The sequence below is a fragment of the Hyphomonas atlantica corrig. genome, from assembly GCF_000682715.1.
Taxonomy (GTDB): domain Bacteria; phylum Pseudomonadota; class Alphaproteobacteria; order Caulobacterales; family Hyphomonadaceae; genus Hyphomonas; species Hyphomonas atlantica.
In genome coordinates this window covers 51900-67901 of the sequence record NZ_AWFH01000012.1, presented here as the reverse complement: position 1 = coordinate 67901, position 16002 = coordinate 51900, and the positions used below count along the sequence as shown (strand labels likewise).

Genomic DNA, 16002 nt, shown 5'->3' with positions numbered 1-16002 from the left:
GTCGCCCGCCCTTATCGGAGACATCATATGGCAGCCGCCAAGCAAGCAAAGCTGTTTGATCAAATGAGTACAGAAAGTACCGGCTATTCCGCCAAGGATATCGAGGTCCTCGAAGGCCTCGAACCTGTCCGCAAACGTCCGGGCATGTATATCGGCGGCACGGATGAGCGCGCCTATCACCATTTGTTCGCCGAAGTGCTGGACAATTCCATGGACGAGGCCGTCGCCGGCCATGCAAGCCGGATCGAGATCAAGCTCGACGCCGAAGGCTTCATCACCGTCACTGACAATGGACGGGGCATTCCGGTGGATCCACACCCGAAATTTCCGAAAAAGTCCGCGCTGGAAGTGATCATGACGACACTCCACGCGGGTGGTAAATTCTCTGACAAGGCGTATGAAACCGCAGGCGGCCTGCACGGGGTGGGTATTTCCGTGGTGAACGCGCTGTCCGAACTGGTCGAGGTTGAAGTTGCCCGCGACAAGGTTCTGTACCGGCAGACATTCTCTCGCGGCATTCCGCAGGACAAGCTGAAAAAGGTCGGCACCGCTCCGAACCGTCGTGGCACCGCGGTGAAGTTCAAGCCGGACTTCCAGATATTCGGCGAAAAAATGCGTTTCCGCCCGGCCCGCCTGTTCCAGATGGCCCGCTCGAAAGCCTATCTCTATCGCGGCGTCGAAGTTCGCTGGAGCTGTGATCCGGCTTTGCTGCCCGAGGACTCCAAAGTTCCGGCCGAGGCCACCCTCTCCTATCCGAACGGATTGGCTGATCAACTGGACGAAGTCTTCAAGGACAAGGCCACGATCACCGATGCGGCCTTCACCGGTCTTGTAGACCAGGGCGGCGAAGGCAAGGTCGAATGGGCAATTGCCTGGACGCGCGCCGGTTTCGGCGAATCTGACGGTTTTTCACGATCCTACTGTAATACTATTCCGACCCCGGATGGCGGAACGCATGAAGCGGGTTTCCGCGCAGCGATCACCAAAGGCCTGCGCAATTTCGGTGAGCTGACGGGAAACAAGAAGGCGTCCGAGATTACCGCCGAGGACATTATGGGCCATTCTGGCCTGCTCCTTTCGGTCTTCATCAAGGGGCCGGAATTTGTCGGCCAAACCAAGGACAAGCTCTCGACCACAGCGGCCTTCCGCCTTGTCGAAAACTCTGTGCGCGACCGGTTTGATCACTGGCTGGCCGGCAGCCCGAAAGAAGCCGACAAGCTGCTGAGCTGGGCGGTTGAGCGTGCCGAGGAACGCCAGCGCCGCCGCAAGCAAAAAGAGATCTCACGCAAGTCCGCGACCAAGAAACTCCGCCTGCCAGGCAAGCTGGCCGATTGTTCCGACAAGGGACCAGAAGGCACGGAACTCTTCCTCGTCGAGGGGGATTCCGCTGGCGGCTCTGCGAAGCAAGCACGCGACCGGAAATCCCAGGCCATCCTGCCTCTGCGCGGAAAAATCCTGAATGTCGAAAGCGCCTCGCTCGACAAGATGATGAACAATCAGGAGATCAACGACCTCTCCCTCGCGCTCGGCACCCAACTGGGCAAGAAATTCGACATGGATGACCTGCGCTATGACCGCATCATCATCATGACCGATGCGGACGTCGACGGCGCGCATATTGCCAGCCTGCTTATCACTTTCTTCTACCGGATGACTCCGGGCCTGATCGAAAGTGGGCGTTTGTTCCTTGCGATGCCTCCGCTCTACAAGCTCTCCAACAAAGGCACGATCGTCTACGCGATGGATGATGCCGACCGGGCGCAAAAAATGAAGGAAAACTTCAAGCCCAATCAAAAAGTCGACATGACGCGCTTCAAGGGTTTGGGAGAGATGAATCCCGGTCAGTTGAAAGAGACCACGATGAACCCGGCGACGCGGACGCTGGCCCGGGTGACTCTGGAAGCGATCGACGATGTGGAGGTTCCGGCCGAGGAACTGATCAACACGCTGATGGGCAAGAAAGCCGAATTGCGGTTTCGCTTCATTCAGGAAAATGCCGCGTTCGTGGAAGAGCTGGATATCTAGCAAGTCCGGCATCCAGCCCACCAAAAGTAAACGAAATCTACCCATCGGGAATGAAATTCTCCCGATGGTAGCACCTGATTTTAACCTTACCCTGCGATATGGGTCACCATGTTTCTTGGTGTCCGCACCCTTCGTCGATTGAACGACCTGAGCAGCCCTCAAGACCTGAAGGCGCTGTGGAGGCGGTATATTATTGCCTTGGCGCTGATCTTCGGCCTGCTGATGACCAGCCATATCGTTTCCCGCGAGGCGCTTCATCAGGGCGCGCAGGATGCGTCCACTATCAATATGAGCGGTCGCCAGCGGATGTTGCTGCAGCGAATTGCTCACATTGCGGACGATTATTCCGAAACGTACGACCTGGAAGACCGGAACGAGCTTCAGACCAATGCGCGCCTGTTTGAAGAATCGCATGCGAAGCTCATCTCCCGCAGTCAGTCTGCGAAACTCGCGCATAATCTTTACACGGGGGGAAGCGAACCGCTCAACCAACAGATTCAGGCCATGCTCTTGCATGTCGATCGCCTGCTGGATGAGCCGGAAAATGGGGCGGGTCACGCAAAAGCGGTCCAGCAGATGGCGGATGGCGTTCTGGCGCGGCGGCTGAATGATGCTGTCAGCACCTGGGAAACTGTTTCTGATCGCCGGAGAGCCACTTTGACTCAGATTCAGGATCTCTCCCTGATGGCCGGAGTCCTGATGCTGTTCGCGGAAATCCTGTTGATCTTCTGGCCGTCTCACCAGACCATTTCCCGCGCTTTCGAAAGGCTGCAGGCGGAAAGCGACACATCGGAACAAACTCTGGACCGGTTGTCGAACTTCGCCTCTGTTGCCGCGGATCTCTTCTGGGAAACCGATGCTGCCGGTCACATGATTTATGCGGAAGGCAGCTTCCTGGAGCGGATGAAGGGCGGCCGGGAAACCATTGTCGGATGCGACTATCGCGATATCATCCAGTATTCCGGGGAAAACCTGGAAATCCTTCGCGCGGCATTGCAATCATTCGGCGCCTACAAGGATATCATTGGAACGTTCACGGATATTGACGGCCAGACCTACAAGATGTCCATGTCCGGAAAGCCGCATTATAATGACCGGGGACGGATCATTGGCTATATCGGCACGGCGACGGATGTGACCGAAAAGCAGACCCGGCAGGAAGAAACCGAATTGCTTGCCTCCACCGATCCGTTGACGGGCCTGGCGAATGTGCGGAAATTCCGCGCGGCCATGGACAAGATCCTGGAAGAGGCCACGAGCCGGAACCCGGTTCATGTGCTGGCGCTGGATCTCGACGGCTTCAAGGCGGTCAACGATACGTATGGTCATGGCGCGGGTGACGAGGTTCTCAAAGCCGTTGCCGCGCGGATGCAGTCCACTTTGCGCGAAAGCGATTGGTGCGCGCGCATTGGCGGCGATGAATTCTTCGTCGTCTGCCAGACAGCGCCGTCCAGATTGGCGGCGGAGGGCCTGGCGATGCGGCTGAACCGTCAGTTGGCGGAGCCTTACAGCCTGTCCAGCGGCCATCGCGTGCGGGTCAGCGCCTCTATCGGAATTGCCGCCGCGCCGTTTGACTGCATGAGCACCGAACCGCTGCTGAAGGCCGCCGACATGGCGCTGTACGAATCCAAGGGGCGCGGGCGCAACCAGTATTGCTTCTATGAAGACCTTGGCCCCTTCGTGGTGGACGAGCAGGCCTTCGCCTGACCCCCTTCCCCGCGAACGCCAGCACGAATGGCCGGACACGCGGGGCGCGCGCCGGCAAGACGATCTCCTTATCAGACGAATATCAGGGCGAGCTGTCCCAGCCATCCAGCGCGGCATGGATCTGTGAGGGCAAGAGCGTCGCCAGCGCGCCAAGCTCTGGCGAGAGGCGATAGGCGCTGTCCGCCGGGCCGATCATGGGCCGCGGCTCCCCCGCCGATTTCAGCCGGTAGAGATGCCGCGCCAGGCGTTTCACATGCCCGTCCGGATCCTTGAACACGCGCCGCAGGGCGGCAATCCGCTGGACCAGCCGCGCCGGGCTGACCGGGCCGCCGGGGCGCAGGCGCGCCTGAAGCGTGTCAGGGAATTGCGCGTCCGTGCCAAAGGCCCGTTTCGGAGGCAAAAGCGACAGCCGCCGCACGGCAACGCGGGGAAACTCTGCCAGCTCCACCCCGTCCGGCAGGGCGGGCGCGGCCGCTGGCCGGGGCGCGGCATCCGTTTTCGGGGCAGGCACGTAATTAAGCCGCAAGGCCATGAGGAACAGGATGCGGCGGACAAGGCTTTCCACCTGACGCAGGCGCCCGGAAATCCGCTGCGCCAGCCCCCGCCCGATGTGCGACGGCTCCAGATGCAAATTCCCCAGAGCCGACGCCCCCAGCACCGCCAAAGCCGCCTGCTCCAGCCCACGTTCCAGAATGTTAGCCTGTGCGTTCATGGGGATGGAGTATGGAGGGGGAATTTATCAGACGGATTGGGATGTTAAGAGGAAGACCCAGATGTGCTGTATTCACCTCTGCATTTTGATTACGCAGTCCCCTTTGTGAAAGACGGTGATTGGACCGTCTTCTGAGATTTTCAAAGCTACCCCAAACCGCGACGCAGCTACCGCAGCTTGTGTTCTACCACCTCCGGTCACGCTAGATTCACCGGGCCCAGACAAATCTATAATATCACCGGCGCTCAACACGACGCCGTCTTTGTTAATTGTGGTCAATCCGTCAGAGGTAAGAATACCTAAAATCTCATTACTCTCCATTGCCTGTGTCACCGTTTTGCCTTTCGAGAGTTCTTTCAGGGCTGCAGAGAAGTCTGTTCCCCCAATGCTTCCTGCAGACCTCGGTAATGCGCAATCACTATCGACAACGAGGAGCAGCGCACCAAAACGCATGTCACTGATCGCAAACAGTAGACTGACTATTTTTGTAGCCAGCGGCACTTCCAATCCAAATTCAATGAGGAAATCGACGATGATGTCAGTGTCGCAGACAGACCAAAATAAGTTCTTCCACCTAAGCTGAAGGCCGTTCCGACTCTGTACCGTTACAGTCCCCTGATTGTTACTTATAGCGACAAAAGTACGACCAGCTTCCAGCTCGAAAACACTTCTAAGGTGGCTGAATACAGCCCTATCATAAACGGTGTAGGACATTGGAGACCGAATCCGAAGTACACCAATTATTTTACGAGAGTTATCGACGACATAAAACGCATTCTTGCCATCGACATACCGATAAGTGGGCGGAGAAGAGAAAAAGTCTACATCGAACGTTCCTTCGTAATCCACTCCTTCCAAATCGTAGAGGGTTTTGTCTAGCTTTTTAACGAAGATAGTGGGTTCGGACGTGAAAACTATGCCCGACGTACAGGGACTTCCTTCATATCTTTGTAGCGATAAACTTTGAACTTCAGATAGGATGAGTTGCGGAGTCCAAAAGTTCGAGGCAGCTCTTCCCCGCAAGTATCGTGCTACCAAGATATTTCCGAAAGCGCTAAAGCTCGCCATTCGAGAAGATGACTGAGCAGCGCGATTTTCATGTTCCGCGAACAGGCCTCGTTGCGTTTTGTCGAAAGCATCAAGAACCTTCGTTTCCTTACTGCCAAGAGGAATACCACGTCGTGTGAGCTCAAACCAAAACACTGCTCCGTTTTTGATGCGTTGCCAAAGTAGAACTCTTCCATCCCTTCGTAGCGTTCCGAAATTTACTCCGTTTTGCAGTTTTAGCTCGGGATTTCGTTCCAAAAACTCAAACTCTGAACATGATGAATGAGACACTTCAGAACCTGGATACAATTTCTCCAGCGTCCTGACGGTGCCTGATACTCTCGGATCACTCATACCATTCCTTCGTAAGGTCATCGCGCCTAGGTGAAACTACATTCTATCCTAAAATGCACAACGATCCACACTAATCTCTCGCGTGGTTCTTTTGCTAATTAAAACGAAATATCAATCTGTGACGTTAGGTGGGTATCGCTTGGCTCAACCCACCCTACGGCGATACGGGGCTTTATCATTGCACCTGACCTTCCCATCACAGCCCTCTAAATGCTCCATATGAGCAAAATGCTGAGAATCCTGGTCGCGCAGTTGAACCCGGTGGTGGGGGATATTGGGGGCAATCTGGAGCTGGCGCGGGGCGCGCTGGCTGAGGGGGGAGCTGGTGGTGGGTATCGCTTTGCTTGGACCCACCCTACGGGGTTGCGGTCTTCGTAGGGTGGGTTGAGCAGCGCGATACCCACCATGCCGGGCTAGCCAGTCGTGACGCCGTTGCCTCCCTGCCGGTGCCAGGTCGAGAAAGGCCAATGATCCGGGGACGTCGCATATCCGTGCTTCACGGGATTGTTGTGCACATAGTCCACATGCGCGATGAGGTCGGCCTCGTCGCGAATCATGTGTTCCCAATATCGGCGCTGCCATACGCGGCGCTCACCCTTCCGGCCGGTTGACTTTTCTGCCTCCGGCAGGCGGCGGGTGAAACCGCTCTTGAACAGGCGCAAGCGCGCCGGATAATTCGCATCCCCTTCCGGCAGGGCGAGCACGAGATGCATATGGTCTGGCAGTACGACCGCCGCCAGCGTGTCGACCGGCCAGGCCCGGCGCATATCGCTCCAGCTTTCGCGGAGCGCACCAATATGACGGACAAGCAGATCGCTGCGCCTATCCTGGAGGTTCAGCGTGAAGAAGTATGTCGCCCCGGGGACGAAGACGCGGCGATAGTCTGCCATGGCAAGAGGATTGAGCGATCTCTCCTTGGTTGCAAGGGGATTCGCCTCGAGGCGGCCGTCACGATTGGGTGGTGGGTATCGCTTCGCTCAACCCACCCTACGGGCATCCGGCGCTTGCCGATTGCTAATCCCTTCGCAGCCCTCTAAATGCTCCATATGAGCAAAAAGCTGAGAATCTTGGTCGCGCAGTTGAACCCGGTGGTGGGGGATATTGGGGGCAATCTGGAGCTGGCACGGGGCGCGCTGGCCGAGGGGAAAGCGGCGGGCGCCGATCTGGTCGTGCTGTCGGAATTGTTCATCCTGGGCTATCCGGCCGAGGATCTGGTGCTGAAGCCCGCGGCGGTGGAGGATTCCATGCAGGCGGTGCGCGATCTGGCCGCTGAAACAGACGGCGCGCCGGACATCATCATCGGGTCGCCCTGGGCCGAAGATGGCAAGCGCTACAATTCCGCCGTCTGGCTGTCTGGCGGGGCCATCAAGGGCCGCTATGACAAGCGCGAACTGCCCAATTATGGCGTGTTCGACGAAAAGCGCATCTTCGATGCCGGCGACGAAAACCTGCCCGTGTTCGAGTTTCAGGGCGTGAAGATCGGCGTCGCGATCTGTGAGGACATCTGGTATCCGCGCGTGCCCAGCCTGTTGCATGATGCCGGGGCAGAGATGCTGATTGTGCCGAATGGCTCGCCCTGGCGGCGGACCGTGCAGGTGGAGCGGCACACGACGTTTTCGGCCTGGCGCAAGACTGGCGTGCCCTATCTGTTCGTCAACCAGGTGGGCGGGCAGGACGAGCTGGTCTTTGACGGCAGCTCCTACGCCGTGGACCATGACGGGACAGAGCACCAATTGCTCGGCGATTTCGTGACCGGCACGGCGCTGGTGGAATATGATCCGGCCACGCACCGCTTCGCCAGCGAGGCGAAGGCGGAGCTGACCGAGGGCTGGCATGCCGAATACCGCGCGGCGGTGATGGCGCTGGGCGATTATGTCAACAAGAACCGCTTTCCCGGCGTCGTGCTGGGCATGTCGGGCGGGATCGACTCGGCCCTGACGGCGGCGATTGCGGTGGACGCGCTGGGGCCGGAACGGGTCTGGTGTGTGATGATGCCGTCGAAATATACGTCCTCGGACAGTCTGGAAGACGCCAAGGCCTGCGCAGAGGCGCTGGGCGTGACATATGACAGCATCAATATTGCCCCCGGCGTCGGCGCGCTGGACGAGATGCTGGGCGAACAGTTTGCCGGCACCCAGCCGGACACGACGGAAGAGAACATCCAGTCCCGCCTGCGCGCGGTGACGCTGATGGCGCTGTCGAACAAGTTCGGCCATATGGTGGTAACCACGGGCAACAAGTCTGAAATGGCGGTGGGCTATGCCACGCTCTATGGCGACATGTGCGGCGGCTACAATGCGCTGAAGGATTTCTACAAGACCGAAGTGTTCGAGCTGGCCAAGTGGCGCAACACGATGGTGCCGCGCGGCGCGCTGGGCCCCGGCGGCGAAGTGATCCCGGAGCGGATCATCACCAAGCCACCAAGCGCCGAACTGCGCGAAGACCAGCGCGATGATGACTCCCTGCCCCCTTATGACGTGCTGGATGACATTTTGCGCGGCCTGGTGGACGCGGAAGAGCCGATCGAGGCCATCCTCGCCCGCGGGCATGACCGGGCCGTGGTGAAACGGATCGAGCATCTGCTCTACATCGCGGAGTACAAGCGCCGTCAGGCCCCGCCCGGCGTGAAGGTCGGCGGCAAGAATTTCGGCCGCGACCGGCGCTATCCGATCACGAACCGGTTCCGGGATGACTAGGTTTCTCATCGGGAATTTCCGCTGGCTGCTGGCCGGGTTCCTGATGACGATGGGGTCTGCCTTCGGGCAAACCTATTTTGTGTCGCTCTCCAATTCTGCGCTGATCGAGCGGTTCGGCTTCAGCCACGGCTCACTGGGCCTTGTCTATGCGCTGGCCACCACGTCCAGCGCGCTGATCCTGCTGGAATTCGGCAAGATCGTGGACCGCGTGCGGGCGCGCACGGCGGCGATGATTACCGTTGCCGGACTGTCGCTGGCCTGCCTCGTCATGGCGGGGGTGCAGGGCCCGGTCATGCTGTTTGCGGCCTATTTGCTGCTGCGCCTGTTCGGCCAGGGCATGATGGGCCATGTGGCGATGACGGCGACCGGGCGGTGGTTTGAAGCGCGGCGCGGCATGGCGGTCAGCATTGTGTCTCTGGGCCATGCGGCGGGCATTGCCATCGTTCCGGCGGCGGCGGTGGCGCTGATTGCCCTGACCGGCGACCGGCTGGCCTGGACCCTGTCAGCCGCCGCGCTGGCGCTTGGCCTTGGCCCGGTGCTGTGGGGCCTGCTGGCGAAGGACCGCATGCCGGAAGGCCAGGCAACAGATCTGACAGAGACAGAAAGTACGCGCCCTGCCCCGGCCAAACAAAGCTGGCGGCGACGGGAGGTCCTGCGCGCGCCGGTTTTCTGGGTGTTGATCCTGTGCGCGGTGAACCCGGCGGCCATGATGACAGCGCTATTCTTCCATCAACTGCACCTGACCGATGTGAAGGGGTGGAGCGCAGGCCTGTTCGCTGCCACCTTTACCGCCTTTGCGCTGGCCCGGATCGTTGCCAGCCTGTTTGCAGGCGGACTGATCGACAGATTCAGCGCCCGCGCCATGATGGCCGTCTATCAGCTGCCGATGGCCGCGGGCCTCGCGCTGCTCTGGCCGGTGGACGCTGTGTGGGTGATTCCCGTGGCAATGGTGCTGATCGGGCTGACCGCAGGAACGGATTCCGCCCTTGCCGGCACGCTGATGCCGGAATTGTTCGGACTTCGATATCTGGGAGAGGTTCGCGCGCTGACCTTCGCCGCCATCGTGCTCGCCTCTGCGCTTTCCCCTTTGGTAACAGGATACCTGATTGACGCCGGCATCGCGTTTCCAGTCCAGCTGGCAGGCATGGCCGCGATCTCTGTCAGCGCAAGCATCATCCTGCTGGCCCTGCGAGGTCGGTTGAATGCCATCGCGATGGACGTTTACTCCAGAACGCCGGGCTCCAGCCCCTCATAGGCAAGGCGGTTGGCCTCGGCCTCGGCGCGAACCTGCTCAACGTCTTCAGGCGCAATGTCCCATGACTCGCCGTAGGCCAGCATGGGCGATGGCACCACCCCGTCGAGCTCTATCATCGCCGCATAGAGCAGCCAGGGCTGGCTGCCATCTGCGCAGGTGACACGCACCCACTGGTCTTCGACCGTGGGCATTGAACCGATATCGCTGACATCGCGCAACTCGGCCTCGTTGATCCCGTACTCGACGCCTTCAAACGACAAGACGGTGAACCCCTCGCCCAGATAGCGCAGGAAAGTCAGCTGGTCGCCCGCAGTCAGTTCAAGCTTGCGAATTTCACCATCGGAAATGTATTCCACACTGGCATTCTGGTTGAGCGTTACCGGGAATGTCTTGGTCGCGACGAAGAAGCGAAGGTCGTCGCCCTCCACGCGCTCAGTGTTCCAGAGCTGGTAATTGGCGAATTGCGGCAGAGTGCAGCTGGCATCAGCCTCGCGATCGCCATTCGGTACGGTCCAGGCGGGCGCGCTGATACCTGCATCCAGAACGGCAAATCCGGCTGGATACTCCCCCGGCCAGCCTGCACTGACATACCAGGTGGAATCGTATCCTGACAGCGTCTGGTAATCGACATCATCGGCCGGCAGCGGCGCAGGCTCTTCTTCCAGCGCGCTGCTCAGTTCTGATGATTCCGACGGCGCAGGTGCGGCGACAGGCGCCTCTGCTGGCGCGGCCTCACGCTCCTGTCCGCAGGCCGCAAGCAGGCCCGCTGCGATAAGAATACAGCCCAGTCTCATCTAGCTCTCCTCGACGGCGACTCAGTTGCCCCTCGCACAATAGCACGCACATTAGCAAGAATGTGGCATCCCTCCCTTGGCTTTTTGCGCAATTTGATGTCGAAAGCACGCTTCAAAACAGGTTTTTTCCATGACTGCACCGATTGTTCGCTTTGCACCCTCCCCCACTGGCCGCTTGCACGTTGGCAATGTGCGCACGGCGCTGATCAACTGGCTGTTCGCCAAGGGGCAGCAGGGAAAGTTCATTCTGCGCATTGATGACACCGATACAGAACGCTCGACACAGGAATATGAGGACGGCATCCGCACCGACCTTGCCTGGCTGGGCCTGACCTGGGACGACAGCTTCAGCCAGTCTGACCGGTTCGCCGAATATGACGCCGCCGCAGACAAGTTGCGCGAGATGGGCCTGCTCTATCCCTGCTACGAGACGGCAGACGAACTGGACCGCAAGCGCAAGATCGCGCTGTCGCGTGGACGCCCACCCGTCTATGACCGCGCGGCTCTGGCTCTGAGCGATGATGACAAGGCAAAGCTGGAAGCCGAGGGCCGCAGCCCGCACTGGCGCTTCAAACTCTCCGGCGAGCGGATCGAGTGGAATGATCTGGTGCGCGGCCCGCAAAGCATCGACACATCCAGCCTGTCTGACCCGATCCTGATCCGCGAAGATGGCTCTTATCTCTATACGCTGCCCTCAGTCGTCGATGATATCGAGGCGAAGATTACCCATGTCGTCCGCGGCGAAGACCATGTGACGAATTCCGGCGCTCAGATCGAGATCTTCAAGGCGCTGGGTGGCACGGCGCCAGACATGGCGCACACTCCCCTCCTCATTGGCGCGGATGGCCAGGGCCTGTCGAAGCGACTCGGCTCCCTCTCAATGGGGGAACTGCGCGCGCAGGGCTATGAGCCGATGGCCGTGTGCTCTCTGCTGGCCAAGATCGGCACGTCCGACAATGTCGAAGCGCGCGAAAGCCTGGACCAGCTGGTCGCAGAATTCGATTTCGGCAAGATTGGCCGCGCACCCGCCCGCTTCGACGAAGCAGAGCTGTTGTCGCTGAACGCGGCGATTCTGCATGGCCTGCCGTTTGAGGCTGTGAAAGACCGCCTCGCCGCGGTGGACCCGCGCGCGGCGGACGAGACCTTCTGGAGCGTGGTGCGCGAGAATTGCTCTCTTCTGCCCGAAGTGGCGGGCTGGGTAGAGACTGTGTTCGGCGACGTGACCTCACTGGTCGATGCGGAAGACAAGGACTTCATTGCGACCGCCGCGAAACTGTTGCCCGAAGGCGAATTGACGGGCGACAGCTGGAGCGCGTGGGCCAACGCCGTAAAAGCCGAAACCGGCCGCAAGGGTCGCGGCCTGTTCATGCCGCTGCGCAAGGCGCTGACCGGCCAGGAACATGGCCCTGACATGAGCGCGCTGTTGCCGTTAATCGGACGGGAGCGTGCAATGGCGCGGCTGCAGAGCTAGTCGTTTTCTATGGCGAACTCATCGTGAACAAAGCGAATAGCGGGAGACTTTCAACACGAGAGTCCTGATTCCATTCTGATTTTGAAATTTTAGAACAAAATCGGAACTTTTTCCTTTCCAAAAAGTGAATATTCTGCTTATGTTCTCACATCGCCGGTCAGGCGGAGAACAGGTTCAGCACACAGTTTGATAAGGGGTTTCGGCATGTCGGGTTTGGTGATCAAGGGATGTGAGTACGATCCAATCGAGTCGCGCGATGTCGTTTATGGCGACGGGTTCCGGATGGATCTGGAACAGGCGATTGCCCTGGTATCGACTGGCGTCGAATTCCGCGCCGCAGACCGCGACGGTTCGGCTGTCCCGGTGTCTATCGCCCGTAATGAGTATGACGAACTGATCCTGAAGACCGAGCCGACCGCCTATGCGGCCAACCCGCTCGGCGAGATCAGCGCGCCACCCATCGTCCACCGCCGCTATCGCGCAGAAGCGCAAGCCCCGGTCCGCATTCATTCCGGTTACGCTGTCGCGGCCTAGTCACGCAGCGGCCCCTACCCTTTACATGTTCCCTGCCTGTCGCGCCTCCACACCACTCTCCGGGCGCGCGGGTCTGGTCCGATTTCACCCATCGGACAGGGGGCAGCACATCAGCATGTGAAGGGTGGGGGTTACTCCGCCTCCAGATGAACCAGTACGTCACCTTCCGCGACCTGGTCTCCGGCAGCGGCCTCAACTGAAGCGACCACCCCGTCGCGCGGTGCGGACAGTGTGTGCTCCATTTTCATGGCTTCCATTACGGCCACAGGGTCACCCTTGGCCACCGTGTCGCCCGCCTTTACCTGAATAGACAAGAGCTTTCCGGGCATGGGCGCGCTGACGGAATCTCCGCCAAGCACCGCCTCGACGTCTGCATCATAATCCGGCACCTCAACCAGCACCGTATCGCCACCCGTCGTCACAGCATACCGGCGCGGCGACAGATCTGTCACGAAAGGCAGCGGTGTTTCAGCCGCCACATCATGGTCTGCCGGATCGAACCAGTCCGCATCCGCGCCCACGGCCACAGCCGCCTTGCGGACAGGCGCTGCATTTGACCGAAAGCCGTCGCGAATATCCCAGGGCATACCTGCGCCAGCATCATCAAGCCGAATATCACTGACCGCCAGCACTGAGGCGTGCTGATGTTCCGATGGCGAATGAGTCAGAGCGTCCCCCTGCTCGGCAATCCAGTTCACGTGATGTGTACCGTCCCGGAACGCATCAGACTGAGCGCAGCGGCGTAGGAAGCCGGTATTTGCCGGTACGCCGGACAATTGTGTATGGGCCAGCGTCTCCACCAACAGGTCTACCGCCTCATCACGGTCTCCACCCGACACGATCAGCTTGGCGATCATGGAGTCATAGTTCGACGGCACACGGTCACCGGTCTCAAACCCGGCATCCCAGCGGATGGTTTCACCATCTATAGGCTGTAGCAAGCCGAATTCCAGTATCAGGCCCGCACCCGGACGGAATCCGTCAGCCGGGTCTTCCGCGCAGACTCTTGCCTCAATGGCGTGGCCAATCAGAGGGATCTGATCCTGTGCCAGAGGAAGCGGCTGACCGGACGCGACACGCAACTGCCATTCGACGAGATCTTGGCCCGTAATGCATTCCGTGACCGGATGCTCGACCTGAAGACGGGTGTTCATTTCCAGGAACCAGAACGTATCTACCGCCAGCGGTTTCGATCCGTCCACAATGAACTCCACCGTACCGGCTCCCTGATAGCCGACCGCCTTGGCCAGCTTGACCGCTGCATCCGTCATCGCCGCACGTACGTCTTCCGGCATGCCGGGTGCGGGCGCTTCTTCAATAACTTTCTGGCGGCGGCGCTGAAGCGAGCAATCGCGCTCATAGAGGTGGACGACAGTGCCCTGCGCATCGCCAAACACCTGTACCTCGATGTGGCGCGGCTGCTGGACCAGTTTCTCCAGCATCACCCGGCCATCGCCAAAGGCGCTTTCGGCCTCGCGCACCGCGCTTTCCAGTTCGGCTTTCAATTGGCCCGGCTCGCTGACAAGGCGGATACCGCGACCGCCGCCACCTGCTACAGCCTTGATCAGCAATGGAAATCCGATCTCCTTGGCGGCATTGGCGAGCGTTTCCAGATCCTGCCCTTCCCCGCGATACCCGGGCAGCACGGGAACACCTGCTTCCTCGGCAATTCGCTTTGCCTCATCCTTTGGTCCCATGGACCGGATCGCCTTGGCCGACGGCCCGACCCAGGTCAGGCCTGCGTTCTCCACCGCTTCCGCAAAATCAGCATTCTCGGACAGGAAACCATAGCCGGGATGAATCGCATCCGCGCCTGTGGCCTTGGCTGCGGCAAGGATAGCCTCCCCATTCAGGTAGCTTTCTGTGGCCGGAGCAGGTCCGATATGAACAGACTCGTCCGATTCGCGAACATGTTTTGCGCGGGCATCGGCGTCGGAATAAACGGCCACGGTTTGTATGCCGAGGTCCCGGCAAGTGGCCATGATGCGACAGGCGATTTCGCCGCGATTGGCAATCAGGAGCTTTTTCAACATGGGAGAAGCAAGACCCGATTTTGTCGACAAAGACAAGCATCAGGGCTCTGCTATGGAAGGTCAAACTGTATGAAATACCCGGCCCTTATGCTGTCAGCACTGCTGGTGATACTGCCCGCAAACGCAGAATTTCTGGATGTCGACCCGGTGATGAATGCGTTCGCCCAACAATGCGATGAGGCGCTTCCGGGAATGGAGCCTGCCTGCGGCTGTATCACAGCAAATGTCAGAAACTGGGTGAGCCGCACGGATGCTGGCGACCAGCAGGTTCGTCTTTGGATGCTGATGAGCGACGCCTTGCGAGGAAACGTGCCAGACGACCAGATCTATGAGCGCGCCTCAGTCGCCGGAGTTAGCCGAGAGGCCTTGAGCGCGGCGGAGATCAAGTATTTTGACGTGGTCGACGATCTTTTCATGGCCTGCGCGTCCCAGATGACAGCGAGCGCTGACTAGCCTGCCCGCTGCGATGGACGCACGCCACCAGAACAAAACTGATGATCATCAGCAAATACCATGCGCCGAGCTTGGATAGGGAAACCGGATGCCAGCCTTCAGTCTGGCCCGGATACGCCCAGGCGCGGGTGAATGTGCCAATATTCTCCGCAAACCAGATGAACAATGCCACCAATATGAAGCCGATTACGAGCGGCATCGGCCTGTGCGCGTCATCGGCGCGAAACCAGACCACGCAAGGGCCGTAAACTATCGCCGTGGCCGCAAACAGTCCGATCCGGATATCCGGCAGCCAGTGATGCGCGAAAAAGTTCACATAGATGGCTGTGGCAAGGGCAGCCTGAATCCAGAGTGGCGGGAATCGGTCGAACCTGAACTCGAACAGTCGCCAGACTCGCGCGAGATATGAGCCGACTGCTGCATACATGAAACCCGTGAAAAGCGGCACGCCCGCGATGCGCAGCAAGCTGTCTTCAGGATAGATCCAGCTGCCATGCGCCGTCTTGAACAATTCCATCACCGTTCCGACGATGTGGAAGACGAGGATGACCTTGGCCTCCTCCCAGGTCTCCAGCCCAGTCCAAAGCATGCCGACCTGGATCACGATCGCCCCTAGAACAAGGAAATCATACCGACTGAGCATCGCCGTTTCAGGATACCAAAGAAAGGTGGCCAGGAGCAGGCCAAGCATGAGACCGCCAAACAGGCAGGCCCACCCCTGCTTGATGCCAAAGGCGACGAATTCGAACACAGCCTGCGACACGGGCCCGCGCACATATCGCGCATGCAGCGCCGCCCGCGCATCATGAAGACGAATTTGCAAACGAGTCGAATTGGGGGGCGGCATGGTCATCCACATGTCTATCCGGTCCAAACACGGCGCAAACGAGGTGCAAGCCCGGCCACGAGGGGGCGATTGCC

At 59.5% G+C, this 16002-nt stretch carries 14 protein-coding genes; 8 read left to right on the top strand and 6 right to left on the bottom strand.

Going from position 1 to position 16002, the window contains the following annotated elements:
- Positions 1-27 precede the first annotated feature (27 nt).
- On the top strand, positions 28-2025 hold the full coding sequence (gene parE, locus HY36_RS07695) for a DNA topoisomerase IV subunit B (RefSeq protein ID WP_035550785.1): 1998 nt from the start codon (positions 28-30) through the stop codon (positions 2023-2025).
- 108 nt (positions 2026-2133) lie between these two features.
- On the top strand, positions 2134-3732 hold the full coding sequence (locus HY36_RS07690) for a diguanylate cyclase (RefSeq protein ID WP_035550783.1): 1599 nt from the start codon (positions 2134-2136) through the stop codon (positions 3730-3732).
- A gap of 82 nt (positions 3733-3814) precedes the next feature.
- Here the strand turns inward: HY36_RS07690 and HY36_RS07685 are convergent, their stop codons facing one another.
- Positions 3815-4444, bottom strand: coding sequence for a hypothetical protein (locus HY36_RS07685; protein ID WP_035550780.1), 630 nt, complete (start codon positions 4442-4444; stop codon positions 3815-3817).
- A gap of 72 nt (positions 4445-4516) precedes the next feature.
- Positions 4517-5845, bottom strand: a complete 1329-nt coding sequence (locus HY36_RS07680) for a hypothetical protein (protein WP_155841792.1) — start codon at positions 5843-5845, stop codon at positions 4517-4519.
- Positions 5846-6064: 219 nt separating this feature from the next.
- Here HY36_RS07680 and HY36_RS18350 point away from each other — a divergent pair, with 219 nt between their 5' ends.
- The gene (locus tag HY36_RS18350) at positions 6065-6223 is read left to right on the top strand and encodes a hypothetical protein (RefSeq protein WP_155841790.1); all 159 of its coding nucleotides are present in this window, start codon (positions 6065-6067) and stop codon (positions 6221-6223) included.
- A 35-nt stretch (positions 6224-6258) separates the two neighbouring features.
- On the opposite strand, the gene HY36_RS07675 is transcribed toward HY36_RS18350, so the two are convergent.
- Positions 6259-6735, bottom strand: coding sequence for an REP-associated tyrosine transposase (locus HY36_RS07675; protein WP_035550776.1), 477 nt, complete (start codon positions 6733-6735; stop codon positions 6259-6261).
- Positions 6736-6891: 156 nt separating this feature from the next.
- Between HY36_RS07675 and HY36_RS07670 the strand changes: the two genes are divergently transcribed.
- Both HY36_RS07670 and HY36_RS07665 read left to right on the top strand, forming a co-directional pair.
- Positions 6892-8541, top strand: coding sequence for an NAD+ synthase (locus HY36_RS07670; RefSeq protein ID WP_051602616.1), 1650 nt, complete (start codon positions 6892-6894; stop codon positions 8539-8541).
- Entirely contained in the window at positions 8534-9796 is a 1263-nt protein-coding gene (locus HY36_RS07665) for an MFS transporter (protein ID WP_035550771.1), read from the top strand. The genes HY36_RS07670 and HY36_RS07665 overlap by 8 nt, the downstream gene beginning before the upstream one ends.
- Here HY36_RS07665 and HY36_RS07660 read toward each other — a convergent pair.
- Positions 9763-10590, bottom strand: a complete 828-nt coding sequence (locus HY36_RS07660) for a hypothetical protein (RefSeq protein WP_051602615.1) — start codon at positions 10588-10590, stop codon at positions 9763-9765. The genes HY36_RS07665 and HY36_RS07660 overlap by 34 nt on opposite strands.
- Positions 10591-10720: 130 nt before the next feature.
- Here HY36_RS07660 and gltX point away from each other — a divergent pair, with 130 nt between their 5' ends.
- Both gltX and HY36_RS07650 read left to right on the top strand, forming a co-directional pair.
- Positions 10721-12061 carry a glutamate--tRNA ligase gene (gene gltX, locus HY36_RS07655; protein ID WP_035550769.1) on the top strand — a complete coding sequence of 447 codons (1341 nt, stop codon included), beginning with the start codon at positions 10721-10723 and terminating at the stop codon, positions 12059-12061.
- A 204-nt stretch (positions 12062-12265) separates the two neighbouring features.
- The gene (locus HY36_RS07650) at positions 12266-12595 is read left to right on the top strand and encodes a hypothetical protein (protein WP_035550765.1); all 330 of its coding nucleotides are present in this window, start codon (positions 12266-12268) and stop codon (positions 12593-12595) included.
- A gap of 131 nt (positions 12596-12726) precedes the next feature.
- Here the strand turns inward: HY36_RS07650 and HY36_RS07645 are convergent, their stop codons facing one another.
- On the bottom strand, positions 12727-14628 hold the full coding sequence (locus HY36_RS07645) for an acetyl/propionyl/methylcrotonyl-CoA carboxylase subunit alpha (RefSeq protein WP_035550762.1): 1902 nt from the start codon (positions 14626-14628) through the stop codon (positions 12727-12729).
- A gap of 69 nt (positions 14629-14697) precedes the next feature.
- Between HY36_RS07645 and HY36_RS07640 the strand changes: the two genes are divergently transcribed.
- On the top strand, positions 14698-15081 hold the full coding sequence (locus HY36_RS07640; RefSeq protein ID WP_035550760.1) for a hypothetical protein: 384 nt from the start codon (positions 14698-14700) through the stop codon (positions 15079-15081).
- On the opposite strand, the gene HY36_RS07635 is transcribed toward HY36_RS07640, so the two are convergent.
- Complete coding sequence (locus HY36_RS07635) at positions 15041-15934, bottom strand: DUF817 domain-containing protein (protein WP_081806112.1); 894 nt, start codon at positions 15932-15934, stop codon at positions 15041-15043. The two genes, HY36_RS07640 and HY36_RS07635, sit on opposite strands and share 41 nt — an antisense overlap.
- Between the last annotated feature and the right edge of the window lie 68 nt (positions 15935-16002).